Here is a 26,559-nt window from a genome sequence, read left to right on the forward strand (position 1 = left end):
GCTTAGCTTTTCACCCAACTCAGCACCTCTAAAATAGTTTTTGGTATTGGATAATCATTTTCCATTGCTATCAATCTTGCCCTTGTTGGCTTAGCAGTATTGGGAAATTTTTGACACAAAATTTGATAGTTGTCTTCTCCAATTTCAGACCGATAGTAATTTTCAAAATTTTTCTCAAATTTCCAAACTTTGACAGTGCCATCAGATGTCTCTAATCCATCTAAAATGTTATTAAAACTTTCCTCTTCTTGTTTATTGGAAAAATCAGAGGCATCAGTATCATATAAAATTCCTACTGGTATATTAAAAGAAATGCTAATTTTAGCGAACTCTAAAAGATTCTTTTTTCCGCCAACCTCTACAATAGTTGCACCAACTCTATCCAAATCTAAATCAACCCTGGATGCGTAAACAGGAAGCATCAATTTTTCCGTATCTCCCTCAACTAAAAGCAATTTTTTTGAGAAAAATAATTCGCCTCTTTCAGGATCTAATTCCTTTATTAATTTTTGTCTTCTTTTATCATCATTTTCCAGAGTTGACAAAAATCCTTTAGTTCCTAAAGAGCCCTTTTTAATCATCACGATATCAGAATATTCAGGCACAGATAAGAAATGTGGAGAATGTGTTGTATAAATTACTTGATTGCTCGCCCCAACTCTTCGAATTGTTTTATATAAAGATCGTTGCATCTGAGGATGCAAAAACATCTCTGGTTCTTCAATAAGTAGGATCGCCCCTTTTTTTCTTGTTTCTTCAAATGCTTGTAGAATAGCAAGTACTATTGCATTCTGAACTCCTTCACCCATTTGAGTTGCGCTGATTAAAAAATCACCTTCTTTCACTAACAAATCTAATGATTTATAAAAATTCATAGTATCAAGAGGAGTAAAATATAAATCCAATTTATCTGTGTCGATATCAGGATCTAGTCCTAATTGTAAGAGGGCATTTCTTTTTATAGAGGCTTCCAGATCAACAAATTCATCTGTTTTCAATAAACTCATAGCCTCTTCCATTAATTGATTAAACCGCTTAAACCTTGATATCTCAGATGTAGTTTCGTTTGAATTAATCGTCACAGTATTTGATTCATCCTTAAAATTCACATTAATCTCTGTAAATATCTGGCGAAGTAATGAATAACGAGCTGAAGGCAGCTGCTCTTGAAGAGATCTATTTGTACCTATGTATATTAGAGGAACTTGTTCTTTAATTTCAGATGGAATACCAATTAATGGCTCAAATTTAGGTTGCACACCTTTTCGGGGAGCATTAGATAATACAGTAATAACTTTACCATTTTTATCAAGACAACTTTGTTCAAACCGAGGCGACCCAGCTTTTTCGCCTCGTTTATATTTCGTATATTTGAAACTCAATATAGAAATCTCAACATCTTTTGCTTCTTTAAATTTTTTATATTTAATAGGCGGATCAATTGTGCATGATATTTCAATCTCTCGCTCTTGATCTCTATAGCTAATATCATTTTCATCAAAACTGTTTGCATTTACCCATGCAGAGCCTAATACGCGCCTTATGGCCTCTAATATATTACTTTTACCAGCATTATTAGAACCAACTAAAGCAGAAATCTGAGGCAAACTTATGTCCAAATCTTCAATAGACTTGAAATTCTTAATTTTTATATTAGAAATTCTCATCAAGATCCATCCACATTGTTAATGAAAATGCACCATTAGGAACAATCGTTAATTCAAAAAGTTCAGCCAGTTAAGCAGTATTTTAATTTTAGACTAGGATCATGTTTTCTGCGTCACTGCAAATTTTCCAGCAGTGACGCAGAAAAATCACCTTGATTTTACCGCGTAAAATCAACACATTTCAGCATTTTGTCCGATCCCGCCAATCGGGATTGGACAAAATTCTTTCTAAAATCCCTTGCGAAGCAAGCACCGCTTTGCTAACTTGGAGCCAAGCATGACTGAGGAGCTGGTGAAATTCCAGCGAAACGTCAATCGACGTCTTATGCTAAGCCACTTCATTCCCTAACCCCGTGGCTAGACGTTCAGTCGGGAAAACCATCTAGGAATCTCTGTCATCCGACAGAGCAACTCCCTCGGGAGTTTAAGTCAATTTATTTCAATTTGACCATGGACTTGTATGACAAGAACCATTGTCTTGTCGTTTTTATTAATCATCAAAACAAGGAGGAAATAAGCACTAGAAAACTGTTGTAAATCGGCGAGATCGTTTGCCTTATAACGATTGATTTGCCCCCTACTTCGAGCTTAATGGCTTTGGCCAGGTTTCATCTTTGAGTGAGCCGCTCGTTCAACACTAAACCAAAGACAGGGCAAATAAATTTTTATCGGATGGGATGATGAGAAAATACAGCTTAAGACAAACTGCCAATCAATATTTAAAACTCGGCAATCAAGGCAGTTACAAAATCAAAAAACAACGGGCATACGTCATTCGTAAAATGATTGATGATCTCTATACCATTGGTGATGTGCCATCTTCCTGGAAAGCTATCCAATCACACCATATCCACCAATTAGTAGACTATTGGAAAAATAGTAAAATACGTGCAAGCACGATTATGAATCACATGACGATTGTCAGACATTATCTAACCAGCATAGATTGCGCCATTCCCAATATTGACAATAAATCCCTGCAACTCAGCAAAGTTACCAAAAAGCGTAAAAGAAAACTCAAAATCCAGCATGACCACTGGCAATCATGGGACAATCCAATACCGCGCCTCATTATGGCATTACAAACAGAATTTGGCCTGACCTTTCAAGAAGCCATTTATATTAAACCTGAAATTAATATCCAAGCAGACAGCATTTGGATAACTAGAAACATCGCATTTAATTCCTTAGACAGAACAATTCCTATCAGATTTGAAATGCAAAAAGCCATCCTTGATGAAATCAAAAATCTGACTGACGGTAAATCCATTGCTGAATTTAACGACTATGAAGACACCAAAGTAGCCTGGCGAAAGGCTTTAAAAAAACATGCCCTACCAATTAACAAAGCCTACCGCTATCTCTATGCAAAACAAATGGCTCAGTATCTTTTACCCCTATTAGGGAAATATGAAACCTATTGGGTTATTCGCAGCGAAATGGGCATCAAATCTCGTGATTCTTTATGGAGGTATCTCAATGAGTAAGTCCAAACTTAAAAATGCCCAGTACTCAATCAATGAATGTATTAAGAAAATCCAAAACTACTCGCACGCCAGCCGAGCAGATATGAAACACATGCTAAATCGCTGCGTCAAAGATTTGCACGAACTAGGCTACATGGTCACACACATTAAAGGATTAAAGCCAAAACACATACACATTCTGGTTGAACACTGGAAAGCCCAGAATAAAAATCCTGCAACAATAAAAAATTACATGGCTAAACTGCGAAAAGTAGCTTCCGTGCTGAACAGGCCAGAACTAGTTAAGCAAGGCAACGATAGCTATCAAATCAATAAACGTAATTATGTCCCTCAATATAATAAAGCAATCCACAACGTCGATTTTTCCAAATGCTCAGACCCTATGATCCGTTTATCCCTGGAAGCCCAATCCCTTTTTGGCCTCCGCCGTGAAGAATCGATGAAGATTGTACTAAGCGATGCCTGGCAAGGAAATAAATTGGTTATAAAGCCCAGCTGGGCAAAAGGTGGGATTGGTCGTGATATTAAACTCACGAATGAACAACAACGACTATGGCTACTCAATGCTATAAAGCAAGTTTCTGCTGGACAATCTCTCATTCCTGAAGAAAAGACCTATAAAAATCATCTAGCTCAGTATCATGAAGTGATAGCAAAAATGGGGTTAAGCAAATGCCATGGACTTCGCCATGCTTATGCTCAGAGACGATATCAGGAAATAACCAAATCCTATGACAAAGCTGGTCAAGGGCTTATATGTCCAATACAGGGGGGTAGAACCTACAAAGAACTTAATCCTCTTGAAAAATATTGGGATAGGACTGCTAGAGAGCTGATTAGCCAAGAACTCGGGCATTCGAGATTGAGCATTACTAGGGTCTATTGTGGGTAAACTATCTTCTTATTCATATTATTCGAGAATTTTTCATGAAGAAATTGATCAATTATTAATCTTATTGTTATAATTAACCACTATTAAATGGCAGCCAAGGATATAAATTATATGTTTGATTTTGAAAATCAAGACTCAGTATTAAATTACGACAGTAAACAATTTAAACGGTCTCCTGACGATACAGTCATTATTACTGATAAAGACCCCACAATGTTTATGTTAACATACTGTACAGCAGCTATCATCTTTAACGCAACAACCCAACAATCAATATTGTTTCATTACACTCCCGCTTGGGGACCGCAAACTCACTCTGAAAACAAATTGAAAATAGACGAATTTTTAAAAATTCCTGGACAAAAAGAAGCTGTTATTATAACGCAGCACCCATCTCAATCCACCAGTCAATTGAGGGAAATGCTACAAAAGTATGGTATACCATCGAAAGAGCATATACCTCGATTTTGTGCTCAAACATTGATTATTAAATATGACCCGATGACACTAGAAGTTAAAACCGAACAAGGAAATAAAGTCACAGATTGTTCATTTAAATCTAACACCATGGTCCAAAGTAAAAGGAAACGAGAAAATCCAGTCTTATCTGAGGATTTTTTAAAAGATAAAGCAATTTTTGACAAAATCAAAGCTGGAAAATTATCTGATTTGATAAAATCATTCGATGATGTGTGGCAATTAGCTAGTAAATTCCCTGATTATTTTGAGTCATTTCTTAATTATGCATTCAACAGTTTAACTGACTCAAAAATTGATCTACTTCTTTGCTTGAAAACAATTAAGCATTTTCCAAATCTTTCTGAAATAGTACTTTCAAGAATTGAACAGGGAAAAATTATTTCCTATGAAAAAAATTTAAAAACTCTTGAGAAAATCATTGAATTTATCAAGAGTTACCCAACCTCTGCTAATATTTTTAAATCAATAATTTTTGATATAGTTCAATCTAACGAGGGACTTAAGGGTGAAACAGTCCAATCCTGTATAAATATATTTCCTGACTTGAACAAAGATCCCAATATCCAAACGTCTGGCAATTTGTATAGATTTCACTCACCAAATGATTCACAAAAGAATCAGCATTCTTCTGATTCAGAGCACCAGCCTCAACCATAGAAATAATTTATAAGTTCATTGAATATCAAGCGTCAAAAACGCTTGATATTCAGTAAGGTAATGCTAATCTGGAAACAACACAACTGAAGAGTCAGTGCAATTCTGACGAAACCGTCAGGTCTTGTGATATGCCATCTTGTTCCCTAATTCCATGGCAAAGCGTTTAGCAGGGAAAACCTATCAGGAGATGTCTTTACGGTTTTACGCCCGAGGAGTGCTTTAAGCACATCATCATTAATAACCAGGTAAATCAACCAATGTTTCGGTGATCTTTTTTGCATAACCCAATTGGGATGAACAGTCCTTTTTGGGGCTAATCCTCCCTACCCCAAGGAGCTACCATGCAACAACAGGAACCAGTACAACTTGAGATTGAACATTTGCTCTTTGAGCTGAATTGTTGTGTGAATGATTTAAGCCGACGCCGGCTTCAAATTAACACCCATGACATCCAACAAGCAGAGCTAAGTTTAAACAAATTGGAATCTCTAATTTCCTTTGTAAAACAGTTCGATACTCAGCGAATCGCTTGTTAATTGAAGTAATTAAAGCCTTATCCGCATAACAGAAAACTATCTGCCTATGCGGGTGTTTTTCTGTTATGCCACCCACACCAACAATAACAGGAGAATAAAATGACTGCATCTTTAAATCGCGTTCAATTAATAGGTAATCTCGGTGCTGATCCTAAAAGCATCGCCGGAAAAGACGGACAATCTTTTGTCACTGCCACTTTGGCTACCAATGAGTCATTCAAGCAGAATGATGAATGGCAAACCAGAGTGGAATGGCATCAGCTGGTGCTTTTTGGCAAGCTGACTAAAGTCGCTGAATATTTAAAGAAAGGTTCACAAGTCTACCTCGAAGGTAAATTGCGTTCCAATCAATGGACTGACAATGAAGGCAAAGCACGTCAAGCTTTAAGTATTATTGTTAGCCACATTCAGCTTCTCAGCCCACCAAAATCAGCTGACGAATCCAGCAACAAAACCGCAGAAGAGCACATGGCTCAGATGCGTGAAATGTTGCAACCGGATTCAGAAGAAATTCCGTTTTAATCAAACCCAACCACGGGAGCAAGCTCCCATGTGGGATTGCCCCCTTAATACAAGGAGATAATCCCATGGACACCCCTTCAATCTACGTCGCCTGTTTAGCATCATACAATAACGCCATCCTGCATGGTATTTGGATAAATGCTACACAAAGCGAAGATGACATCATGAAAGAAATCTGGGAAATGCTGGATAACAGCCCAGAACCCAATGCTGAAGAGTACGCCATACACGATTATGAAGGATTCGGCAGCATGAGAATTCATGAATATGAAGGAATAAACAACATTGCGGAGTATGCCTCATTTATTCAAGAACACGGAGAGCTAGGCTTAGCCCTTCTCTGTGATTATTCAGTCGATGATGCCCAAACCATGTTGGAGGATCGTTACCACGGTTGTTATGATTCAGAGGTTGATTTTGCCAGGCAGTTATTTGATGACTGTTATGCCCATCAAATGCCGGATTGTTTGATCTGCTATTTTGATTTTGAGACTTTTGCCCAGGATCTTTTTATCAATGATTACTCTTCGGTTGAACATTATGGTCAAACTCATGTTTTTTCTAATTATTAAGCCCCAGCTTGGGGCTTAGCTTCACTTTGTGCTAAAATTTTATCATTATTAACCTACAAACTTAAAAATGGCCCTAAATCTCTCAAATACTGTAACCACATTCCTTGCTGATCACCCTGAAGAAAAATTTACCGCACGTGAAATTGCTTTGTGGATTTTTGAGAATTTTCCCAATGAATGTCGTGAAAAGCAAAATCGCTCTACTGCTACAGTAAATCCTCTGGATAATGATAATGCACTTATTCAACAAATTATTGCTGAAATTGGGGCTCAGAGACCACGAATCCAAAGAAACCCAAATATCAAAACTACAGAAAGTAGACCGCGAAAATATTATTTCTCTGAAAAAACAGACAGAGATGAAATTGAAAACGCAGAAAATGAAGTCGTTGCTCTAATAAATCAAGACAAAAGCCCCCAAAAGGAACACGATTTATATCCAGTTTTATCTGAATTTCTATGGACAGAGTTAAATCTATACAGCAAGCGAATCGACGAAAAACGTTCAAAAAATAAAAGGGGGCCAAATGGAAACAGATGGCTTTATCCAGATTTAGTGGGACTTGAAAACCTAAGCTCTGACTGGAATCGAGAAGTTAAAGACTGCGTACAACATTACTCGGACAAAAAAACTAAGCTGTGGTCTTTCGAAGTAAAACTTCTTATAAATCAATCAAATGTTAGAGAAGCATTTTTTCAAGCTGTAAGCAATTCATCATGGGCTAATTTTGGTTATTTGGTTTCTGGTGAAATTGAAGGATCTGTAACTTTAAAAGAACTCCGAATGCTTGCGAGTCTTCATGGAATTGGCTTTATGCGATTAGATGCAGAAAATCCCTCTGAAAGCCAAATTATAATCCCTGCAAAAGAACGTACCCTGGTTGATTGGGATACAGTTAATAGGCTTGTTGAACAAAACTCTGATTTTCAAGATTATATTAAAAATATAAGACAGTTTTATCAAACAGGTGAGATCAGACCAACTGATTGGGACTATACAATCTAGACGTATGCTTTTCTATTTAGCACGCTTCTTTTAGGTCCTATGTTATAATTCAGAGAACAAAATTTTACTTCGTATTGGTTTAAATATGATTATCCAAACTCAGCAATCAATTTTTAGTAAGATGAGCTTCGAACCAGAAGAAACAAAACTGATGAAACTAATGGACCACAAGCTTTTTAGCCTTACTTAAATTCGAAGGAATGAAAAGATAAGGTAACCAAACTATATGATTTTATAAATATAAGAAATCATTATTCAATAAATTGCTTAATGATAGATGGAGAATTTTTGGTTTGAAGTATATTTATAAATTTTTTATCGTAAATAAGCGCAAAAATACTTCGAAATCCACTATTTTGTACTTGCTGCTTTACTTGATCAGTCGACCCATAAAAAATTCGAGGCTGAGTAACAAATAAAAATAAATCCATATTCTTTCTAATTGAAATATCTGAGTAAGTTGTTATAGCTGACTCAACTTCTTTTTTTATTGCCAATCCAAGATCGAAAAAAACTCCATCAACTACCTCTCCTATTGACCTCTCTCCCTTTAATATTCTTTTATATATATCACTTCTTCTGTAGATTCCAATATTTAATTTATCCCACTCACCTTGATCTCCATTATAATTCTCTAACAGGCAATCTTGTTGTAAATTCATAATCTCTTTAATCTGAAAATTACAATCTTTATAGATAACATCTAACCTTCGAGGATCATCCTGAGGAACAGGTTTTATATCCCTTGAATCAAATTCTAAATTTTGACTTTCTAACAATATATATACAGCGAGAGTTTCTAGGACTTCCTTATTATTTGATGCAAGGGCTTCCGTTATTTGTTCATCACTATACATAATTTATCACTTACTATTAATATATTTATATAGTGTAGTCTTTCCTACTCCAACCATTTTACAAATTGATTGAATTGAGTGTTTTTTATTGGAGTAAAGCATTTTTACTAACTCTTTCTGCTCACCACTTAGCTTTCAGGCCTTCCTCCTTGCCGTCCTCTAGCTCTTGCTGCTTCAAGTCCAGCAAGGGTTCGTTCTTTAATTAAGTTTCGCTCAAACTCAGAGAGAGCTCCAAACACATGAAGCATAAACTTACCTGATGGTGTTTCTGTATTGATTGCTTCTGTAACGCTATGATAACCTATTCCCTTATCTTCTAGCTTACTTACATATAAAATAAGATGTTTTAGTGGTCGGCCCAACCTGTCTAACGCCATACAACCAAAACATCTCCCTCTCTAAGGAAATTTTCAATTTTTTCTAATCCAGGTCGCTCGGAAACGGAGCAGCTTATTTTATCTGTAAAAATTTGCTCACATCCTGCCCTTTAAGTTCATCAAGTTGCAAGTCCAAATTTTGTTCATGTGTAGAAACTCTGGCATACCCTATTCTCATTATTATTCCTTGTGGTTCAGAAAGACTAAAAGAATAGATTAAAATGAACTTTGATTAATGCAAAAGGTTTTCGAATTGGTTTTCGCTGTGAATTACAAATTTTTAAACATCGATTTTGAGTGTTCACAAACCCATCATTTTATGGAAATAAGTTTCTAATGTTCTAACTTGTTTTTCCATATACCACCATGAGTACAGAGCATATGATGAGGCAGCGATATACCTTCAAAGCTTGAGATGTTGGCATGTCTGGACGTTACCCAAATGCCTGTGCTGCCTAATTCCAAGTTGTAATAACCCTCCCCCCCTCCTTAACTAGATCCCTTCCCTATTCAAAATAAACGAACCTGCGGAACCTCAGACCATCGTGTGGTATAGGCAGGCGATTTCAGTTCAGCACGCATCGCCCAAGGTTTTGAATAACCCTCTGCTGCGAGGCGGATTGTACTTCGTCCGTATTTTTGATTGATTTGGTCAAAAACACCCATCAATTGTTCCGTGTGGTTTAGATGCTCGTCACTTGGTTGATGAAACATATCAAGCTGTCGTGGGTTTTTAGGAATTAAATCTTCAAGACATACCCCTGCCTTTTTATAGTAATACCCTGGTTTAAAAATGCGTTGCAGACATCGTTTGGCTATTTTGGTAATTAAGCGCAAATCATCTGTAGGATTAATCAGCTTAAATTCGATGGACTGAAAGTGCTGAGCCAAATCTTCCCGAAATCGGTTCGTATGCACAAATATAACCATGCGCTTCGCCACCAATTGCTGGCGACGCATTTTCTCCACCGCACGGGCACAATGGCTACTGATTGATTCCTCAATCGAAGCAAGTTGGGTTTGCATCTGACCAAAACTTTTAGATGACATAATACTTTGCTTAGGCTCTATTGCCTCTAAACCGCCACAAGCAATTCCTTGAAGCTCCATGGCGGTACGCATCAACACAACGTTAAAACATTTCTTCAGAAGGTGAGGATTGGTCATTGCCAAATCATAAGCCGTCTGAATACCTCGCGAAATTAATTTATTGGCCCATTGCCGCCCTACTCCCCAAATGTCCCCAACGGAAATCTGTTGTAATAACCGCTCACGACTCGAAGTGATATTAAACACAGGGATTTTATAAACTTTTTTGCATAAATGATTGGCGGCTTTGGCTAGTGTTTTGGTCGGCCCAATGCCGATGGAAGTGGGTATTCCCGTGTACTTCAAGATTTTCTTTTGTAACTGCTCGCAAAACAAATCATGCGAGTTAACCGGTAAACTCCTTAAATCAAGAAACGCTTCATCAATCGAGTAAATTTCGATATGAGGCCAGGCTTCTTCAATAGTGCACATCACGCGATGACTCATGTTACCATACAACGTATAATTTGAGGAAAAAGCTTTCACGCCATGCTGTTTGCACAAATGTTTAATTTTGAAGTATGGCTCGCCCATGGCAATGCCCAATGCTTTGGCTTCATTCGAGCGTGCGATACAACAGCCGTCGTTATTGGATAGCACCACGATAGGGACATCCTTTAAATCAGGACGAAACAAACGCTCACAACTGGCGTAAAAATTGTTGCAGTCGATAAGGGCAAACATCTCAGGCAAGCTCATGTAGAACCAAAGTCACCACTCCCCAAATCACCATCTCACTGTCCTCTGTAATGTCAATGGGTTGAAATTTGGGATTAGCAGGAAGTAATTGCACCCTTCCCCCTTTTTTCGAAAGGCGTTTAACTGTAAGCTCACCGTTCACAGCTGCAATGACAATGCGTCCATCCGAAGGTTCTATGCTTCTATCGACTAACAGCCAGTCGCCAGAAAAAATTCCAGCATCCACCATAGACTCCCCTGTGGCTTGCAAAACAAAGGTAGACGATGGGTGTTTAATAAATTTGGTGTTTAAATCAAGATACCCCTCGATGTAATCATCGGCCGGTGATGGAAATCCTGCTTGAATTTTGCTAGCAAATACCGGCAATTGATACGATACATGACTCTTTAGACGCTCTAATTCAGCAAGTTGAGATAATGATATACGAACTGCTTTGGTAGGCTCACCCCTTGGGCGACCCGCCCCTACTCTTTTTCCGCCTCGTGGTGACATGATGATTCTTTTTTTGATTTACGTACAAATATCATAGACAAGGAAAAATAAGCTGTAAATCCCGCCTCAGAACAACATGAGTTGAAATCAACACTAAGTCTTCGAAAATATTAAGAAAATTATTTTTAAATTTTTTATTCAGATAATGGCTCCATCGCCAATGGATGGTCAAAATTGGCTTTGTTCACTAAAGTAGTCACTCGATACCCTTCCAAATCCTCATAAGGATAAGGTTTCATTAACGCCATTAATTGTGCTTTATCACATTGCGTGTTGTTAAGCCAAATGGCTTGAGCCTCTTCACCTAAAATCACCGGCATACGATTGTGCACTGGTTGCATCCATGCATTAGCATCCGTAGTAATCAGGCAACAGGAATGAATCACCTCTTCGTTCTGCTGCCAGGTATCTCGAATAGCAGCAACAGCCAGCAAATCATGATTCTTTTTTTGAAAAAAATAAGGCTGTTTTACACCATCCTCTTGGTGCCATTCATAAAAGCCACTCATAGGGATTAAACAGCGTTTCGATTTTATTGCCTGACGAAAAGTCGGCTTTTCAAAAACTGTTTCGGCGCGTGCATTGATGAGATTTCCTAATTTTTTTCTGTCCGTTGTCCACGAGGGAATTAGTCCCCAACGCAATAATACGCATTGAATTTCATGACCAACGGCTTCAACAAGACATACTACATCAGCTCCTGGAGAAATATTAAAGCGCGGAGGAATTTCAATCGCATTGGCTAGATGAAATTGGTATTTTAGCTTGTCATAAGAAGCAATATAAGCAAATCGACCGCACATATCATTCTCAGCTGTTTTTTTAAGTGTAGCACTGCTTCATATTTCTTTGCCCATTAACGAAACACACTTTGGTAAAGGATGAATCATCCGATTAACTTGTAAATCCCACAAGAAGTTTGACAAACTACTAACAGACTTATCCACAGAAAATGTGGATAACTAAAATGAAATAACAGGCATTAAAAAATGATATAAATCAATGGGGTCAAGGGCTCTTATAGGTTACTGATTATTCAGTCATTATTTGGTATAATAAGATATCCACAGAAAAGGGATAAGAAAAAAGAATTTAGGCCTAATCATCTTATACAAATAAAAAATAAAAAAACAGTCTTGACTCGAACTATTTTTACTCGTTGGATAATTAAACTTTATATTTAAAATGTAGGTCCATTAACTTTAGCAATCTGCTATCAACCGATGAATAGAAAAAATTTAAGAAGCAAGAACGAAGTAGTAAAAATAATTCCTATTTTTCTTATCTAAAAATTGCTAAAAATTTCTTTAAAAAAATCAATAGTAGTATTAACACCAGCACTTATCTGTAGTAAATAAGCATATTCACTATCCCACCAAAGTGCATCATGTGGGCCATAATGATTGCTAAAGCTGGCAATGTAGATATTGCTCGTAAGCTCATGCCTCTTTGTCTTTAAGACAGTTAAGCCAAAATTACTATACCCGCTATATGAATTCATACTAGGTAATCTAGACAGTGTAGGCTTCTTTATTGGAAAAGTGTCTTTATTTAAAATGCGAAACCATGCAATTTGGTTTTTCTTACCATTCTTTGGAAACATGACAAATTGAATTTCCTCAATAGCATCCTCACTACCATATATAATTTGGCTATCTGGAATGAAGTCAAAATCAAGATCCTTTATATATTTGATATCGCAATCAGGCTTACTACCTCTTAGAATATTATGGATTGGCCATCTTAAATTCCATAAACTTGAAGGTGGTTTATATTTATTTCTATTGATACATGCACTCTCCAGGCAGTTGTTGTAACGTGACCAGTAGGACAATTCGAAAAAATTCTTTTTTAAGATTTCAATTGATGACGATATAGGAGAAAAAAAATTACCCAGTTCTAAAAACTCTTCATCACTCAAATCCCCTTCAAGAAGACGAAGTTCAATATTAGTTCCATGGGATAGAAAACATAATGCTCTCGATTTTGAATAATCATAACCAATCCAACAAATATTCTCCTGATTCAATACATAAGGCTTCATTTCCCAAACCCAATGATCGTATAGAGCAGCATGATCTAATGTTGATAAAGGCCCAAAATCGTACAAAAATTGCTTGCATCTTAAAAGTGCATTTTTGTACTTAATATAGTAGTAATATGATGCAAAATGGGCCGAACACCAAGCAGACCATTTTTTAAATTGATAATGACTTGGTTGTTCATTATACGGAACATCCTCTTCCCTGAGTATAAAATCAGATAAAACTGTCTCATCTGAATTAGGTATCAAAATAACAAAATTTACTTTTTCTTGAGCTACTGTAGGTGTTATTTGATGCACTAAATTCATTTCATAATTCCAAGCATATCCAGATTGATAGTTATCAATAATTTTGCAGGACAAACTAATTTAAATAATTGTTAGATTGGATGTTCTTTTTCTGCCTCTTTTGATTCATTTATTTTGTCATTACTCATAAAAAACCCTGTTATCGATGCTCTCACATGATTACCGGCTGCATTTTCTACTTTTTTTATACAATGCAGAATATTATTTTTGAAAATAACCAACCTATTAGGTTTCGGTACAATATAATACCCAATTCCATCATCAGCATACTTATTTAATGCAGCGCTATTAAGATGGTACCCTACCTTTTTCTTCTTATTACTGATTAACGGCACTTCTGGGTAATCAAAGTCAAGTTGCGGTGAAGGATTAATCAGTAATTCAGCTCCCCAATTTATGTCCCAATTTGGATGGCAGTAATATACATAGGCACCTGAAATTTTGTACTTACCATCTGTATGCCAAGAAAGTCCTGAGCCTCTAGGATATAGATAAGGTCTGGCATAGAAAAAATCCCAATCTCTATCCTTCAAACCAATTAAATGAGAATAATCAGAGGATCTTGCAATTAATTCATTTATAAATAAATCAATGGTTGTGTTTGTAGGGTAAATTTGCTCGGTTGTGCAAGCTTCAGGCCTAGGGTGAGAAATAGTAACGTTGCCCCATAAAGGAGATCCATCCTCGAGACTAAAAGCGTTTACCCATTTTGAAGAGTGAACAAATTTGAATTTTTCAGTTTGAATAAAATTCCAAATTTTTTCAAAAGACGTTTGCTCTAGAAAGTCATCAATAACCGCCAGAACTTCATTATTGAAAACTAATTTCATATCAATATAAAACTATCAAAGGAGATGCTAGCATCTCCTTTGTTTACCAAGGCATATACTCATCCTTATCTTCATCGGTATCAATTCTATTAGAATAATATACGTTCATAACATCTCCTTATTAATATCCTTGAATTACAGATTCGGATTATAGTTTTATTATTTTCCCAAAACAATCAAATTAAGGAGTGTATTTTTACACTATGATCTATATAAACCCACATAATGATCATTTATATCTTATTTTGTTCTTATTTAAATCGAATGCATTTATGGTCTAATGAATTACTGCAGAGGTCATAATAAGATTTAGAGAATACTTTGATATCAATTAATTACATTTCAAAAATGGTACCAAAAACGGTACCAAAATTATTTAATTTTTATAATTCAATATGTAACCAATTGATTTTACTATGCCGCTGAGAGGAGTCGAACCTCCGACCTCTTGATTACGAATCAATTGCTCTACCGACTGAGCTACAACGGCGCATCATTAATTATACTCAGGGATGGATGTGGTGCAAGGTACTTATGAATCCTGAGCTGACTTTTGTTTAAGGACTACACCTAAAGTCCAGTCGCTGTTTTGATTGGGGGCCATTAGGTTAAGTATTTGTTGAGGTTGTAAACCGTAGCCATCAACGATCAAAGCATAATAGTAGGCTGGGAATAAACAGTAGCCGTAGAGGTAATCGTTATTAGGGTATTGGTTAATCAAGGATGACCAATCTTGATGACATACCTGGGTATTGGCTTGTTCAAGTAAATCCTGGCTGCTGAACTGATTTTCAAGTTGGAATGGTTTGCTTCGCGTAAGTTCGGCCATGCCACCGATAACAAACCAGTTATTTACCGGATTGGTTGTCATGACAGGTTGCACTACACGATTGACTCGATGCACTGAATTCATTAAATAAGCCACATCACTTTCACAAGAATAGGCATCCCCTGCTGCTGGTTGGCCGGTAGGCAGCTCATAATTGTTGGCAAAACATACGGATTCATCTAGAAACTGATGCGTCACTTCGGTTTGTCCCAAACCTAAGAAACTGTGAACAAAGAGAGTCAGATGGCGACCGTAAAGATCAATGTGTTGTAAGTCCTGTGGATTAATGCCATCTGCTTTTTCCACGGGGAAAATAATTTGTACAGAAGCGCCTCCCATATCCATAACCCCTGCTAATTCTTGATTAGTAGAATCCAGGGAACCTCGTTGATAATTCACCGCTAACCAACCCAAAAGTCCTTCTTCTGTACCAGTAATGGTTTTGGCCTGTTGCAATTGCCAGTTCGCTTGCTCGTTAAACCATCCCTGTAGCAAGCTATACAATTGTTGTTGCTTGGGCTTTGGCAATAGGCGCATGCCTGCTGTGGCATAAAAGTAAACCGGTAGATTACTCTCTGGCGCACCAGAAAATAAAGTGGTCAAATAAGCATCAATGGTTGGGGGATTAGCCTCAATGGTAGCAAATCCTGGTTTAATTTTTTTCGACCATACTTCGGCAATGTTAATCGGGCTTTGCGTGCTGCTATCAAAGTCATAAGCGTAGATATGGACGCGAGAACCTGTACTGCCTGCGTCAACTACTGCAATGCACTGATGCTGTTGACAGTCACCGTCTGCTGCATAAACGTTAGAAGTGATTAATACCGCGACGAAGGAAACCCACAGAGCTATTACTCGCATGCCCAACCACACTAAAGGATGAAAATTGGCCTCCATGGTACATTATGTATATTTTATTGTCAATAAGCATCGATTAAGAACACTTTTTATGCACTTGTTATTGTTTTATAACAAAATGGGTTTATCCTGTCATGGTTTGCAGGCAATCGCACGGTGACCATGCCACAATCTGCAGTACTCAATATTTTCACATTTTGTCGTGCAAAAGTTTGCAATGTTTGCGCATGCGGAAAATGATATCGATTATCAAAGCCTGCGGATATTACTGCAAATTTTGGTGAAATTTGTTGAATGAAGCTAGGTGAGGAAGATGTTTTGCTGCCATGGTGAGGGACAACTAATACTTCGGATGCAAGTTGTTCTTTGTACATTTTTACCAAATAGTCTTCCGCTGACCGTTCTATATCCCCTGTTAATAAAATACGCCCTCTGGAATTCCCAATTTGCAAAATACACGAGTTATTATTCTTGTTTTTAAACCGTTTATGAATAGCTAAAAAACGAAAAGAAATGCCATCCCATTGCCACGAGGGATAGTAATGGCAATTTTCTCCTCGACGATAATAGGAAATATTATTGACCAAAAGCGCATTGACTGGATAATTAGTTTCCAGCGAAACAAGGCCACCTCGGTGATCTAAATCGGGATGGCTAATAATAATTTTATCAATCTTCTTTATCCCCACAGTTTTAAGAAAAGGAATAATCGCCAATTTTGCCATATCCCCACCCTGATAGAATTTCATTCCGGTATCATAAACAAGCGTGTGATTGGCTGTTCGTACAGTCACTGCTAAACCTTGCCCCACATCAAGAATATTAATTTCAGCCTCCCCTCCCCTCACTTTAGGATATCCTGGATAAAGAGCCGCCATACCCAACACAATCATTGCTGGGTAAAATGCCCTAACAGGGAGAAATAAGCCTGACAACATGACCAGCATCAATGCTAAAGGCGATAAAATACTGCTAAAGGAAAAGCTCAAATTAAATGATGCCAAGGAGTCAATCAATTTTAAAAAATAAAGCAAAACCTCAATCGCCCAGTGTACTGGTATTAAAAACCAGGCCTCATCCCAACATTGCACTGCCAACAAACTGATAAGCGCAGCAGGGACGATAACAAATCCTACAAACGGAATAGCAACCAGATTGGCTAGCAACCCACTAATTGCCCCATAAGAGAACCAAAACAATGTTAGAGGCATTAATCCGAAAAGACAAATAAGCTGCAACCCCAGGCTTTTTTTAAAACCTGTAGCTCTTAATCGTTGACTGCCTAACAGCAAACTGGCTACAGCAAGAAAGGATAAATAGAATCCTGGCAATAAAACATCATGCGGTTCAAAAAGTAATACTGCTAATAAGCCATAGCGCCAAGCTTGCCAGCCGGTAAAGCGATAACTTGAAAAATTTCTCGAGAGCAATAAAAAACAAGCAATAAGTGAACGTTGGGCGGGAGGAGCAAATCCAGCGAGTAGTGCATAAGCGATAGCCATTAGCAATCCTGCAATACTGGCTGCCTGAGGTGCTGGATAATGAAGACATAGCCATGCATTTCGAGTCCATAACCATCGCATTAACATAAATCCTAATCCTGCCACCAAACCAATGTGAGCACCGGAAATGACCATCAAATGAGTAGTTCCTGTTCGGCGAAACAACTCCCACTGTGACTTATCAATATGATTGGTAATACCCAGCGTTAATGCTTCAAAAATGCCCAGACTTTTTCCTTCAGGTAATAGTTTATCGAGAGTTGACGCAAGCTGCTCACGAAGTCTTAAAAGACTTGAAGATTGACCAGGTTTTAGGAGCGTGGCAGTGCGCGGTTTAATATACCCCACCCAATGAATATGACGAGCACTTAACCAATTTACATAATTAAAACTGCCTGGATTTCCCAGATTCGCTGGTTTTTTTATTTTTGCTTCAAAACGCCAAGATTCTCCCACTTTAAATAAAGGGCAGCGATTATAACAGGCCAATAGCAAGATAGAGCTAGCAGGTTTCCCATTAAACTTCGACAGTTTAAACTGGAACTGAGACTTAAAAGTCGTTGTTGCTGGGATGGATACAATTTCACCTTCTAAAACAGCATGTGGGATAATGCGAACGTGCATCGGCATGCCACAATCGGCCACCCACCACTGGTGAGCATATCCCCACAGCAGAGCTGCAAGAAAGCAACAGGGAAAACTCAACCGAGGGGAGAGAAAAAATGCAACAACCACCAGTAAAATGGCATAGACTGACTTTGTATAAAAAAAGACCGTCCCTGCAAAAAAACAGAGAATTTCCATATTTCCATTGGACTTGCGAAAAAAATTTTACTTTATCGGAATCAGGTTCAACCTACAAGGCTGCCCTGCTAGTTTTTCGTTAGTAGTCAGTAAATATAATAACTCTTATCATGCAAAATTTGGCCATTTCGCCACCCAAAAAAACCACCTGAAAATCTTTCCTCCATTGGTGGCATTTTTTGCCCACTTAACCAATTGTTTACTCAGGAAAAATTACGCAAAAAACTAGCAATATCAAGCAGATTCCAATACGATAGAACTAATCTGCGGTGAGAAGGATAGCTCCATGATGATTTCAGCGTTAAATGAAAGTAATAGTGACACTCGCGTCGCAATTACTCCAAATGCAGTCAAACACTACTTAAAAATGGGTCTTGATGTCACCATAGAATCTAATGCAGGACTTGCTTCGGGTTTTAGCGATGCTAATTATCAAGAAGCTGGCGCTACGATTGTTAATGATCGAAAAATCATGCTTCACACAGCTAATATTGTCGTGTGTGTTAATGAACCCAATCCTAAAGAATTGGCAGGTGTGAGGCCCGGTGTCCTGCTAATTGCTCACATCGATAATGAACCTTCAGGTAATTTATTGCCCTGGGCTTGCAAGGAAAAAATCAGCATTTTTTCAATGAACTTAATCCCCCGAATAAGTCGTGCGCAAAGCATGGATAGTTTATCGTCCCAAGCTAACCTTGCGGGTTATCGAGCAGTACTTGAGGCAGTGTCTCATTTTAAACGCGCGATTCCAATGATGATGACCGCAGCAGGAATGATTCATCCAGCGAAAGTATTGATTCTTGGGGCTGGTGTAGCAGGTCTACAAGCAATTGCCACAGCAAAGCGCTTAGGCGCGGTAGTCTATGCCTTTGATGTACGTCGCGCGGCCAAGGAACAAGTGGAAAGTCTGGGCGCTGAATTTATTGAGGTCAGTGCCGAGCAAGATGCGGAGACCAGTGGGGGTTATGCGGGGGAAACCAGTGAAGAGTATAAACGCTTGCAAGCTGAATTAATTGATCAATACGCCAGGCAAAGTGATATCACCATTTCTACTGCATTAATCCCAGGTAAACCAGCACCAGTGTTGCTTGCTAAAAGCACTATTGAACGAATGAAACCAGGCTCTGTCGTTGTGGATTTAGCCACAGCTCGTGGGGGTAACTGCGAAGTCAGTGAAAAAGATAAGATTATCACATACAATGAAATTACTGTTATTGGCTATAGCAATATGGCAGGACTAATCCCCGCCACAGCCAGCGAACTTTATGCGACTAATTTGATCAATTTAATCCGACATGTTGTACCTTCCTCTGCTGAACTTTCCTTTAATGCAGAAGACGAAATTATTAAACAAGCCATGCTTTGTCACGACGGACGCCATATGCCATTTAAGGAAACACAATATGCCTGATATTAATACACTAGGTAATCCCTATATAGCAATTCTAACCATTTTTGTTCTGGCCTGCTTTGTTGGATATTATGTAGTCTGGAAAGTCACGCCCGCATTACATACACCACTTATGTCAGTTACCAATGCCATTTCGAGTATTATTATCCTGGGTGCTTTAATTGCAACAGGTGCTCAATATACAGGAACAATTACCTGGCTTGGGGGATTGGGAATTTTTATCACGGCTATTAACATTTTTGGGGGCTTCGTTGTCACCCAACGCATGTTACGCATGTATAAAAAATAGTGTTTACTAGAGGATATTCAATAAACCAACGTTATTATTTAGGATATTGTCTATAAGGATGAGCTTATGACTTCTTTGTTCCCGTTTCTTTATTTAGTTGCTGCGATATGTTTTATTCTCGCCCTGAAAGGTCTGGCTAGTCCTTCTACCGCTCGTCGCGGAAACTTGCTTGGAATTTTAGGGATGGTGATCGCCATTGGTTCAACATTAATGATGCCTTCTGTACATCATCATTGGTTACTTATTTCTTTAATTATCGCAGGCGGCCTTATCGGAACAATTATTGCCCTTAAAATTCATATGACGGCTATTCCACAATTGGTCGCCGGCTTTCACTCGCTAGTTGGTCTTGCAGCCGTACTCGTTGCTTTTTGTGCTTATTTGGCACCGGCCTCCTTTCATATTGGAACGCCTGGAGATATTCATTTCACCAGTTTAATTGAAATGAGTCTTGGCCTTATCATTGGAGCCATCACATTTTCAGGTTCTGTAATTGCCTTTTTAAAATTACAAGGAATAATGTCTGGGCAACCAGTTCGTTATCCAGGGCAAAAAATTGGAAACCTGGTAATTGCCTTAGCGATTCTTGCACTTCTCGTGTATTTTGTTATGAGCCAATCGCTGCCAGTCTTTATTACCATGGCCCTGCTCTCTTTCCTAATTGGTTTTTTACTAATTATTCCCATTGGCGGCGCTGACATGCCAGTCGTTATCTCCATGTTGAACTCTTACTCTGGATGGGCAGCAGCTGGTATTGGCTTTACCTTAAGTAATCATCTATTGGTTATTACCGGAGCGCTGGTTGGTGCAAGCGGGGCTATCTTAAGCTACATCATGTGTGTAGGAATGAATCGTTCTATTATCAACGTCATTTTTGGGGGTATAAAAAGTACCGATTCAAGCGAAAGTGCTATACAGCGCGATAACCAGCAAATTCATCAGGCCAATGGTGAAGATGCAGCCTTTCTCTTAAGCAATGCCAAGGATGTGATTATTGTGCCTGGTTACGGTATGGCTGTTGCTCATGCTCAACATGCAGTAAAAGAATTGGTAGATGCCTTGGAAAAACGTGATATTCGCGTACGTTTTGCCATTCATCCTGTCGCCGGTCGTATGCCGGGTCATATGAATGTCCTGTTAGCAGAAGCCAACATTCCTTATGATCGGGTATTTGAACAAAGTGAAATCAATCGAGATTTTGCTGCAGCCGATGTTGCTTTTGTTATAGGTGCCAACGATATAACCAACCCTGCTGCCAAAACTGATCCAGGTTCACCCATTTATGGCATGCCTGTTTTGGAGGTAGAAAAAGCGAAAACTGTATTATTTGTCAAACGCAGCCTTTCTCCCGGTTATGCTGGTGTTGAGAATGATCTTTTCTTCCGTGATAACACTTATATGCTATTTGGTGATGCAAAAGCAATGACAGAATCAATTGCAAAAGCAATGGAAGCAGCCTAACTTCTTTCTTATTAAAACCGGATGACAAATACGCATTCGGTTTTTTCACACGAGTGAATTGTCAATGCTAATTTCCAAACCTAATTAAGCCTTCGTTGCCATGCTTATGAAATACGGGTATCTTAATTCCTTTTCACTAGGAGACTTTTTTATGTTACGAAAGCTTGGTTATAGCTTGTTTTGTGCAGGAGCATTATTTAGCGCAAGCGCTTTGGCTATTAATCACAACCTTACCGCAGGTATTAACGTGGAGTACGAACTAGCACCTAACACGCCTGAAGAATTTATAAATTCCTGGTTTTGGTCTATTACCTCAACTTGTACTATCCGTACCAAAGACTTAAGTGATGCTATTTTTGTTGAAGCATTAAAAAAGACTGGCAAAATTAATAACATCACACTGTCTCAAGGAGATACACTGCTTGTTGAAGTCCATAACGGCGATAAAGTGATAATTACTGCTGATTCAGGCAGTAAAGTGCGATTAACCAATCAAGGTCAAAATACTGTTTTTGCGGATTGCACCACCTAAAGTTATTTAAAGCAGGAAGGAGAATATTCTCCTTCCTTTTATCCATGATTAATGCTCACGCGTCGCTGCAAAATGAATATTGGGATAACGCTCTTGTGCCATAGTTAAATTAACTTTGGTGGGAGCAAGGTACATCAAAGAATCACTACCGTCTAAAGCCAGATAATCATACGCCTTTGTACGAAACTCAGACATTGCTTTATCATCATCGGAATAAACCCAACGCGCGCAACTAACGTTGACTGTTTCATAAATACAATCTACTTTATATTCGTGCTTTAAACGATGTGCTACTACATCAAACTGCAGTACACCAACCGCCCCTAAAATTAATTGATTACTGTTTAAGGGTCGAAAAACCTGGGTAGCACCCTCTTCTGATAATTCAATTAATCCTTTCAATAAGGCTTTACTTTTTAAAGGGTCTCTTAAGCGTACCAGACGGAAAAGCTCCGGTGCAAAATTCGGTATACCAGTGAACTTTAAACTCTCTCCTTGCGTAAAGGTGTCACCTATGCGAATAGTGCCATGATTGTGTAAGCCTATAATATCGCCAGCCATCGCCATTTCAGCATGGGCTCGATCTCCGGCCATAAAGGTGAGTGCATTTGCAATCTGTACTTCCTTGCCAATACGCAAATGCGTTAATTTCATTCCCTTTCTAAACGTCCCAGAACAAATACGTAAAAAAGCAATTCTGTCTCGATGCTTAGGATCCATGTTCGCCTGAATTTTAAAGACAAAACCACTGAATGACTCTTCCTCTGGGTGAACTTGTCGCTCAACCGCAGCACGCGGCATAGGTCCAGGTGCATACTCGGCAAAATCATCTAAAAGTTCTTTAATACCAAAATTATTGATAGCTGAACCGAAATAAACCGGGGTTAATTTGCCAGAAAGATAATCATTAATATTAAACTCATGGGAAGCGCCTTTAACCAGTTCGATTTCATCTCTTAACTCTTGAGCCATATCGCCAAGCAGCTCATCAAGCGCGGGATTGTCTAATCCTTTGATTGCCTGCGCCTCTTGTTTCTGGGTGTTTTTCCCAGTTTGATATAAATAGACCGTATCCTGATATAAATGATAAATGCCCTTGAAGCGCTTTCCCATTCCAACTGGCCAAGTAACAGGCGCACATTGAATACCTAGTACAGTTTCCACTTCATCAAGCAAACTGATAGGTTCTCTTCCTTCCCGGTCTAATTTATTAATAAAGGTCATGATGGGCGTATCTCTCAGCCGACAAACCTCCATTAATTTAACCGTTCGCTCTTCAACTCCTTTAGCCACATCGATTACCATTAGCGCTGAATCAACCGCTGTTAACGTACGATAAGTATCTTCAGAGAAGTCTTCATGACCCGGTGTATCCAGCAAGTTCATCACATGATTCTTGTGAATAAACTGCATGACTGAGGTTGTGATGGAAATACCCCTTTCTTTTTCCATTTCCATCCAATCTGAGGTGGCATGTCTATCTGCCTTTCGTCCTTTAACTGTACCGGCAAGCTGGATAGCCCCTCCAAATAACAGCAACTTCTCAGTGACGGTGGTTTTACCCGCATCAGGGTGAGAGATAATGGCGAAAGTACGCCGTTTGGAAAAATCCTGGTAAAAATCAGCCATAAAAACCTGCTAGTGCACAAGATAGGTGCATTTTAAGCGAAACAATAAAAACTGACAATTTTACTATGAAAAGAGTGATACTAAAATACATCCATGAAGGAAAAACAAATGCAGTGTTAAGGCAGTATAGTAGATTAAATGTAAAAAGCTTAACCCTTGAGCAGGCAAAGTGCCATCAAGGGTTACATCTAATCATTATACTCATGCTCATTATTTAGAAATTCGCACTCTTAAAGCCTAATCTGTAATCGCTAAAGCCATTACACTTTGCATGAAGCTGAAGAGGATTCATTACAAGCGTCTGCTACAGCTTTAACCACACTGGCAACAGGTCGGGTAAACAGACTCAAAAGACTAAAAATTGGGTTAAGCACTGCAGAGAACAAGGCGGCAACAGCATTTAGAAAATGCTCCTTCACATCACCAAGTTCTCCCTGTGTTTCTTCATCAAACAGCCTTGAGGTTCTTTGTTGATTATGAGACCAATAATGAAACGCTTTTATTAACGAAATTACCATATTGGTAACATCAATCGCTATATCAATTAAGAAAGCAGGGATTAAAACAATATCAATAACCGGATTTAAGAGATAAGCCAGAAAGTCTGAATGTTTACCACCGAGTTTTCTGACTGATTGAATAGGTTTAAATACCGTAAAAAAGCGATTCCGTATGGGTGTAAATCCTTCGTCTTCAAAAATAGATTGTATAATAGTTGCCATAATTTCCTCAAAATGTTCATTTAAAAGCCGAACATTTTTAACCATTTTTTTTATCGCTGCAAGTCATTTTTACAAAAAGAGTAAAGATAGTCCCCTTAATCAGGCTAATATCAACAATGATGCGAGCCTGTTCCCCACTCTTGGAGCCGTCTAGCCTGCTATAAAAATCAGCTGCTCACGACATTCAAAAAAATCTGCTACTAAAGCAGGCGTTACTTCATCCAAGCTTGAGGGTTGCCAATGCGGCGATTTATCTTTATCCACCAATAACGCTCTCACCCCCTCGTAAAAGTCATGCCCGTGCATGAATTGATTGACCACACAATAATCTATAGCAAGGCATTCCGCCAAAGACTTAGCTTTTGCCTTATGAATTTGAGCCAAAGTGACTTTGAGACTTAAAGGGGCTTTCTGCTTTAAATTATTTAAAATGGTTATAGCCCATTCATTACCCTCCTCTTCCAATGCTGAAAAAATATCCTCTATCGTTTGCTGCGAAAAGCAGCGATTGATTGTTACCAAGTGTTCCGTAATGGATGCCTTTTCATGTTCCATAGAGAATTCTTTCAAACAAGCATTCACTTGTTGATGCGCATTTTTTGATAGATCGATAGACGCTAAACGATTTATAAATTCCTGCATTTTGTTTGCAGGGATAATTTGCTTGATTAGCCCTAACTCATAGGCTTCTTGTGCCTTAAGCCGCTTGCCTGTTAATCCTAAATAAATACCTGTTGCATCTGGACAACGGGCAAGCAGATAACTGGCACCTATATCGGGGAAAAAACCAATTCCTGTTTCAGGCATAGCAAAAACAAAATTTTCTGTCGCAATGGGATGGGAGCCATGGAGGGAAATACCTACCCCACCGCCCATCGTGATTCCATTCATTAATGAAATATAGGGTTTTTTAAAATGATGGATGTAATGGTTTAGGCGGTACTCATGCCAGAAAAACTGCATCTGCTCAGGATCTTTGTTTAAACCCGCCTCATACAGCCAGCGCACATCCCCACCAGCACAAAATGCTTTCTCACCTTCACCTTGTACAATAACTGCATGAATGTCTGCCTCCTTTTCCCATGCTAATAATTGTTGCTGCATCGCTTTGATCATATCGAGTGTTAGAGCATTTAAAGCCTGGGAGCGGTTTAACGTTACCAAGCCTAAATGTTCTTCATGTGTGAAGACTATATCTACCATCCTTTATTCCCCTTGGAAGTCTGCTTTTCGTTTGGCTAAAAAGGCAGCTACTCCTTCTTGTTTGTCTGCAGTAGCACAAACTTTAGCAAAATGAACTGCTTCCAAATGCAGGGCATCTGTTAGTGATAAATCATAGCCATGATTAATGACTTCCATTACACTGGTGACCGCTAAAGGTGCCATTGATAAAATCGTTTTCAGAATGTGCTTACCCTGATCAATGAGCGCCTCGGGAGCCACCACATCACTCACTAATCCCCAACTTAAAGCTGTTTCTGCATTAATAAAGCGACCTGTCAAACACAAATCCATTGCTCGTCCTTTGCCGACTAAACGAGCTAATCGTTGTGTACCGCCGTAGCCTGGGATAACACCAAGTTTTACTTCAGGCTGCCCAAATTGAGCCGCCGTTGATGCAATTCTCATTGTTGCAGAGATAGCAAGCTCACACCCGCCTCCAAAGGCAAAGCCATTAATTGCAGCCAATGAAGGTTTTCCCAGTGTTTCAAGCTGTCTGAATACCTCCTGTCCTTCACAGGCAAACTGATAACCGGTTTGTGCATTGCATTCGGCTAAACGAGAAATATCAGCGCCGGCACAAAAGGCTTTTCCTGCGCCTGTCAACAAGACTGCTTTTACTTTTTGGTCATCTTTAATGGAGGAAAAAATTTCACTCAAGGCACGTAAAACGTCTGTACTTAGTGCATTTAATTTCTCTGGACGATTTAAAGTCAACGTTAATATGCCATCGTTATCTAATTCTTTTTCAATTAAATTCATGTGGAAAACTCCTGTTATTAAT

General features: G+C 38.6%; 24 protein-coding genes, 1 tRNA gene and 1 pseudogene. 11 read left to right on the forward strand and 15 right to left on the reverse strand.

Annotated features, from left to right (window positions below):
* Window positions 1-2: 2 nt before the first annotated feature.
* Window positions 3-1,667, reverse strand: coding sequence for an ATP-dependent nuclease (locus clem_RS08500; RefSeq protein WP_027265451.1), 1,665 nt, complete (start codon window positions 1,665-1,667; stop codon window positions 3-5).
* Window positions 1,668-2,347: 680 nt separating this feature from the next.
* On the opposite strand from clem_RS08500, the gene clem_RS08510 reads away from it, so the two are divergent.
* The 7 genes from clem_RS08510 (at window position 2,348) to clem_RS08545 (ending at window position 7,819) form a co-directional block, all read left to right on the forward strand.
* Window positions 2,348-3,154 (forward strand): phage integrase N-terminal domain-containing protein, encoded by an 807-nt coding sequence (locus tag clem_RS08510; protein ID WP_027265452.1) that lies wholly within the window; start codon window positions 2,348-2,350, stop codon window positions 3,152-3,154.
* Window positions 3,147-4,046, forward strand: coding sequence for a phage integrase N-terminal domain-containing protein (locus clem_RS08515; protein ID WP_027265453.1), 900 nt, complete (start codon window positions 3,147-3,149; stop codon window positions 4,044-4,046). Before clem_RS08510 ends, clem_RS08515 begins: the two co-directional genes overlap by 8 nt.
* 111 nt (window positions 4,047-4,157) lie before the next feature.
* The gene (locus tag clem_RS08520) at window positions 4,158-5,183 is read left to right on the forward strand and encodes a hypothetical protein (protein WP_027265454.1); all 1,026 of its coding nucleotides are present in this window, start codon (window positions 4,158-4,160) and stop codon (window positions 5,181-5,183) included.
* Window positions 5,184-5,524: 341 nt separating this feature from the next.
* Window positions 5,525-5,719, forward strand: coding sequence for a hypothetical protein (locus tag clem_RS08525; RefSeq protein WP_027265455.1), 195 nt, complete (start codon window positions 5,525-5,527; stop codon window positions 5,717-5,719).
* A gap of 99 nt (window positions 5,720-5,818) precedes the next feature.
* Window positions 5,819-6,241, forward strand: coding sequence for a single-stranded DNA-binding protein (locus clem_RS08535; RefSeq protein ID WP_027265456.1), 423 nt, complete (start codon window positions 5,819-5,821; stop codon window positions 6,239-6,241).
* A 65-nt stretch (window positions 6,242-6,306) separates the two neighbouring features.
* A complete protein-coding gene (locus clem_RS08540; RefSeq protein ID WP_027265457.1) occupies window positions 6,307-6,813 on the forward strand; it encodes an antirestriction protein ArdA in 507 nt (168 codons plus the stop codon).
* 67 nt (window positions 6,814-6,880) lie between these two features.
* On the forward strand, window positions 6,881-7,819 hold the full coding sequence (locus clem_RS08545) for a COG2958 family protein (RefSeq protein WP_027265458.1): 939 nt from the start codon (window positions 6,881-6,883) through the stop codon (window positions 7,817-7,819).
* Between the two features lie 251 nt (window positions 7,820-8,070).
* Here clem_RS08545 and clem_RS08550 read toward each other — a convergent pair whose 3' ends face one another.
* The 10 genes and pseudogenes from clem_RS08550 to clem_RS08600 all read right to left on the reverse strand — a co-directional run bounded on the left by clem_RS08550 (window position 8,071) and on the right by clem_RS08600 (window position 18,510).
* Window positions 8,071-8,676: a PDDEXK family nuclease gene (locus clem_RS08550; protein WP_042755010.1), complete on the reverse strand. Its 606-nt coding sequence runs from the start codon at window positions 8,674-8,676 to the stop codon at window positions 8,071-8,073.
* 6 nt (window positions 8,677-8,682) lie between these two features.
* Window positions 8,683-9,231 (reverse strand): annotated as a pseudogene (locus tag clem_RS15110) (recombinase family protein).
* Between the two features lie 332 nt (window positions 9,232-9,563).
* Complete coding sequence (locus clem_RS08565) at window positions 9,564-10,841, reverse strand: Y-family DNA polymerase (RefSeq protein ID WP_027266380.1); 1,278 nt, start codon at window positions 10,839-10,841, stop codon at window positions 9,564-9,566.
* The gene (locus clem_RS08570) at window positions 10,828-11,334 is read right to left on the reverse strand and encodes a LexA family protein (RefSeq protein ID WP_011215133.1); all 507 of its coding nucleotides are present in this window, start codon (window positions 11,332-11,334) and stop codon (window positions 10,828-10,830) included. The genes clem_RS08565 and clem_RS08570 overlap by 14 nt, the downstream gene beginning before the upstream one ends.
* A gap of 134 nt (window positions 11,335-11,468) precedes the next feature.
* A complete protein-coding gene (locus tag clem_RS08575) occupies window positions 11,469-12,137 on the reverse strand; it encodes an SOS response-associated peptidase (protein WP_013101291.1) in 669 nt (222 codons plus the stop codon).
* Window positions 12,138-12,619: 482 nt separating this feature from the next.
* Complete coding sequence (locus clem_RS08580; RefSeq protein WP_011213398.1) at window positions 12,620-13,687, reverse strand: hypothetical protein; 1,068 nt, start codon at window positions 13,685-13,687, stop codon at window positions 12,620-12,622.
* A 71-nt stretch (window positions 13,688-13,758) separates the two neighbouring features.
* Window positions 13,759-14,517: a 2OG-Fe(II) oxygenase gene (locus tag clem_RS08585; protein ID WP_027266381.1), complete on the reverse strand. Its 759-nt coding sequence runs from the start codon at window positions 14,515-14,517 to the stop codon at window positions 13,759-13,761.
* Between the two features lie 417 nt (window positions 14,518-14,934).
* Window positions 14,935-15,007, reverse strand: a tRNA-Thr gene (locus clem_RS08590).
* A gap of 42 nt (window positions 15,008-15,049) precedes the next feature.
* Entirely contained in the window at window positions 15,050-16,207 is a 1,158-nt protein-coding gene (locus clem_RS08595; RefSeq protein ID WP_094092317.1) for an acetate and sugar kinases/Hsc70/actin family protein, read from the reverse strand.
* 86 nt (window positions 16,208-16,293) lie between these two features.
* Window positions 16,294-18,510 (reverse strand): DNA internalization-related competence protein ComEC/Rec2, encoded by a 2,217-nt coding sequence (locus tag clem_RS08600; protein WP_094091175.1) that lies wholly within the window; start codon window positions 18,508-18,510, stop codon window positions 16,294-16,296.
* Window positions 18,511-18,796: 286 nt separating this feature from the next.
* On the opposite strand from clem_RS08600, the gene clem_RS08605 reads away from it, so the two are divergent.
* From clem_RS08605 to clem_RS08620, 4 genes are all read left to right on the forward strand, one after another.
* On the forward strand, window positions 18,797-19,921 hold the full coding sequence (locus tag clem_RS08605; RefSeq protein ID WP_094091176.1) for a Re/Si-specific NAD(P)(+) transhydrogenase subunit alpha: 1,125 nt from the start codon (window positions 18,797-18,799) through the stop codon (window positions 19,919-19,921).
* Entirely contained in the window at window positions 19,914-20,210 is a 297-nt protein-coding gene (locus tag clem_RS08610) for a proton-translocating transhydrogenase family protein (RefSeq protein WP_058448949.1), read from the forward strand. The genes clem_RS08605 and clem_RS08610 overlap by 8 nt, the downstream gene beginning before the upstream one ends.
* A 66-nt stretch (window positions 20,211-20,276) precedes the next feature.
* Entirely contained in the window at window positions 20,277-21,671 is a 1,395-nt protein-coding gene (locus clem_RS08615) for an NAD(P)(+) transhydrogenase (Re/Si-specific) subunit beta (RefSeq protein ID WP_198333089.1), read from the forward strand.
* 151 nt (window positions 21,672-21,822) lie between these two features.
* A complete protein-coding gene (locus clem_RS08620) occupies window positions 21,823-22,203 on the forward strand; it encodes a hypothetical protein (protein ID WP_094091178.1) in 381 nt (126 codons plus the stop codon).
* Window positions 22,204-22,251: 48 nt separating this feature from the next.
* On the opposite strand, the gene clem_RS08625 is transcribed toward clem_RS08620, so the two are convergent.
* The 4 genes from clem_RS08625 to clem_RS08640 all read right to left on the reverse strand — a co-directional run bounded on the left by clem_RS08625 (window position 22,252) and on the right by clem_RS08640 (window position 26,537).
* The gene (locus tag clem_RS08625; protein ID WP_094091179.1) at window positions 22,252-23,832 is read right to left on the reverse strand and encodes a peptide chain release factor 3; all 1,581 of its coding nucleotides are present in this window, start codon (window positions 23,830-23,832) and stop codon (window positions 22,252-22,254) included.
* Between the two features lie 260 nt (window positions 23,833-24,092).
* The gene (locus clem_RS08630; RefSeq protein ID WP_157698210.1) at window positions 24,093-24,554 is read right to left on the reverse strand and encodes a hypothetical protein; all 462 of its coding nucleotides are present in this window, start codon (window positions 24,552-24,554) and stop codon (window positions 24,093-24,095) included.
* A gap of 150 nt (window positions 24,555-24,704) precedes the next feature.
* Window positions 24,705-25,757 (reverse strand): enoyl-CoA hydratase/isomerase family protein, encoded by a 1,053-nt coding sequence (locus clem_RS08635; protein ID WP_094091181.1) that lies wholly within the window; start codon window positions 25,755-25,757, stop codon window positions 24,705-24,707.
* A gap of 3 nt (window positions 25,758-25,760) precedes the next feature.
* Window positions 25,761-26,537 (reverse strand): enoyl-CoA hydratase/isomerase family protein, encoded by a 777-nt coding sequence (locus tag clem_RS08640; RefSeq protein ID WP_094091182.1) that lies wholly within the window; start codon window positions 26,535-26,537, stop codon window positions 25,761-25,763.
* Window positions 26,538-26,559: the final 22 nt, after the last annotated feature.

This window comes from Legionella clemsonensis (genome assembly GCF_002240035.1).
Taxonomy (GTDB): Bacteria; Pseudomonadota; Gammaproteobacteria; order Legionellales; family Legionellaceae; genus Tatlockia; species Tatlockia clemsonensis.

Coding starts and splice junctions, on each gene's coding strand:
- clem_RS08605 (WP_094091176.1), top strand. CDS start 18,797: ATGATGATTTCAGCGTTAAATGAAAGTAATAGTGACACTCGCGTCGCA.
- clem_RS08580 (WP_011213398.1), bottom strand. CDS start 13,687: ATGAATTTAGTGCATCAAATAACACCTACAGTAGCTCAAGAAAAAGTA.
- clem_RS08600 (WP_094091175.1), bottom strand. CDS start 18,510: ATGGAAATTCTCTGTTTTTTTGCAGGGACGGTCTTTTTTTATACAAAG.
- clem_RS08595 (WP_094092317.1), bottom strand. CDS start 16,207: ATGCGAGTAATAGCTCTGTGGGTTTCCTTCGTCGCGGTATTAATCACT.
- clem_RS08510 (WP_027265452.1), top strand. CDS start 2,348: ATGAGAAAATACAGCTTAAGACAAACTGCCAATCAATATTTAAAACTC.
- clem_RS08615 (WP_198333089.1), top strand. CDS start 20,277: ATGACTTCTTTGTTCCCGTTTCTTTATTTAGTTGCTGCGATATGTTTT.
- clem_RS08515 (WP_027265453.1), top strand. CDS start 3,147: ATGAGTAAGTCCAAACTTAAAAATGCCCAGTACTCAATCAATGAATGT.
- clem_RS08635 (WP_094091181.1), bottom strand. CDS start 25,757: ATGGTAGATATAGTCTTCACACATGAAGAACATTTAGGCTTGGTAACG.
- clem_RS08630 (WP_157698210.1), bottom strand. CDS start 24,554: ATGGCAACTATTATACAATCTATTTTTGAAGACGAAGGATTTACACCC.
- clem_RS08570 (WP_011215133.1), bottom strand. CDS start 11,334: ATGTCACCACGAGGCGGAAAAAGAGTAGGGGCGGGTCGCCCAAGGGGT.
- clem_RS08500 (WP_027265451.1), bottom strand. CDS start 1,667: ATGAGAATTTCTAATATAAAAATTAAGAATTTCAAGTCTATTGAAGAT.
- clem_RS08545 (WP_027265458.1), top strand. CDS start 6,881: ATGGCCCTAAATCTCTCAAATACTGTAACCACATTCCTTGCTGATCAC.
- clem_RS08620 (WP_094091178.1), top strand. CDS start 21,823: ATGTTACGAAAGCTTGGTTATAGCTTGTTTTGTGCAGGAGCATTATTT.
- clem_RS08525 (WP_027265455.1), top strand. CDS start 5,525: ATGCAACAACAGGAACCAGTACAACTTGAGATTGAACATTTGCTCTTT.
- clem_RS08625 (WP_094091179.1), bottom strand. CDS start 23,832: ATGGCTGATTTTTACCAGGATTTTTCCAAACGGCGTACTTTCGCCATT.
- clem_RS08585 (WP_027266381.1), bottom strand. CDS start 14,517: ATGAAATTAGTTTTCAATAATGAAGTTCTGGCGGTTATTGATGACTTT.
- clem_RS08565 (WP_027266380.1), bottom strand. CDS start 10,841: ATGAGCTTGCCTGAGATGTTTGCCCTTATCGACTGCAACAATTTTTAC.
- clem_RS08535 (WP_027265456.1), top strand. CDS start 5,819: ATGACTGCATCTTTAAATCGCGTTCAATTAATAGGTAATCTCGGTGCT.
- clem_RS08550 (WP_042755010.1), bottom strand. CDS start 8,676: ATGTATAGTGATGAACAAATAACGGAAGCCCTTGCATCAAATAATAAG.
- clem_RS08520 (WP_027265454.1), top strand. CDS start 4,158: ATGTTTGATTTTGAAAATCAAGACTCAGTATTAAATTACGACAGTAAA.
- clem_RS08610 (WP_058448949.1), top strand. CDS start 19,914: ATGCCTGATATTAATACACTAGGTAATCCCTATATAGCAATTCTAACC.
- clem_RS08540 (WP_027265457.1), top strand. CDS start 6,307: ATGGACACCCCTTCAATCTACGTCGCCTGTTTAGCATCATACAATAAC.
- clem_RS08575 (WP_013101291.1), bottom strand. CDS start 12,137: ATGTGCGGTCGATTTGCTTATATTGCTTCTTATGACAAGCTAAAATAC.
- clem_RS08640 (WP_094091182.1), bottom strand. CDS start 26,537: ATGAATTTAATTGAAAAAGAATTAGATAACGATGGCATATTAACGTTG.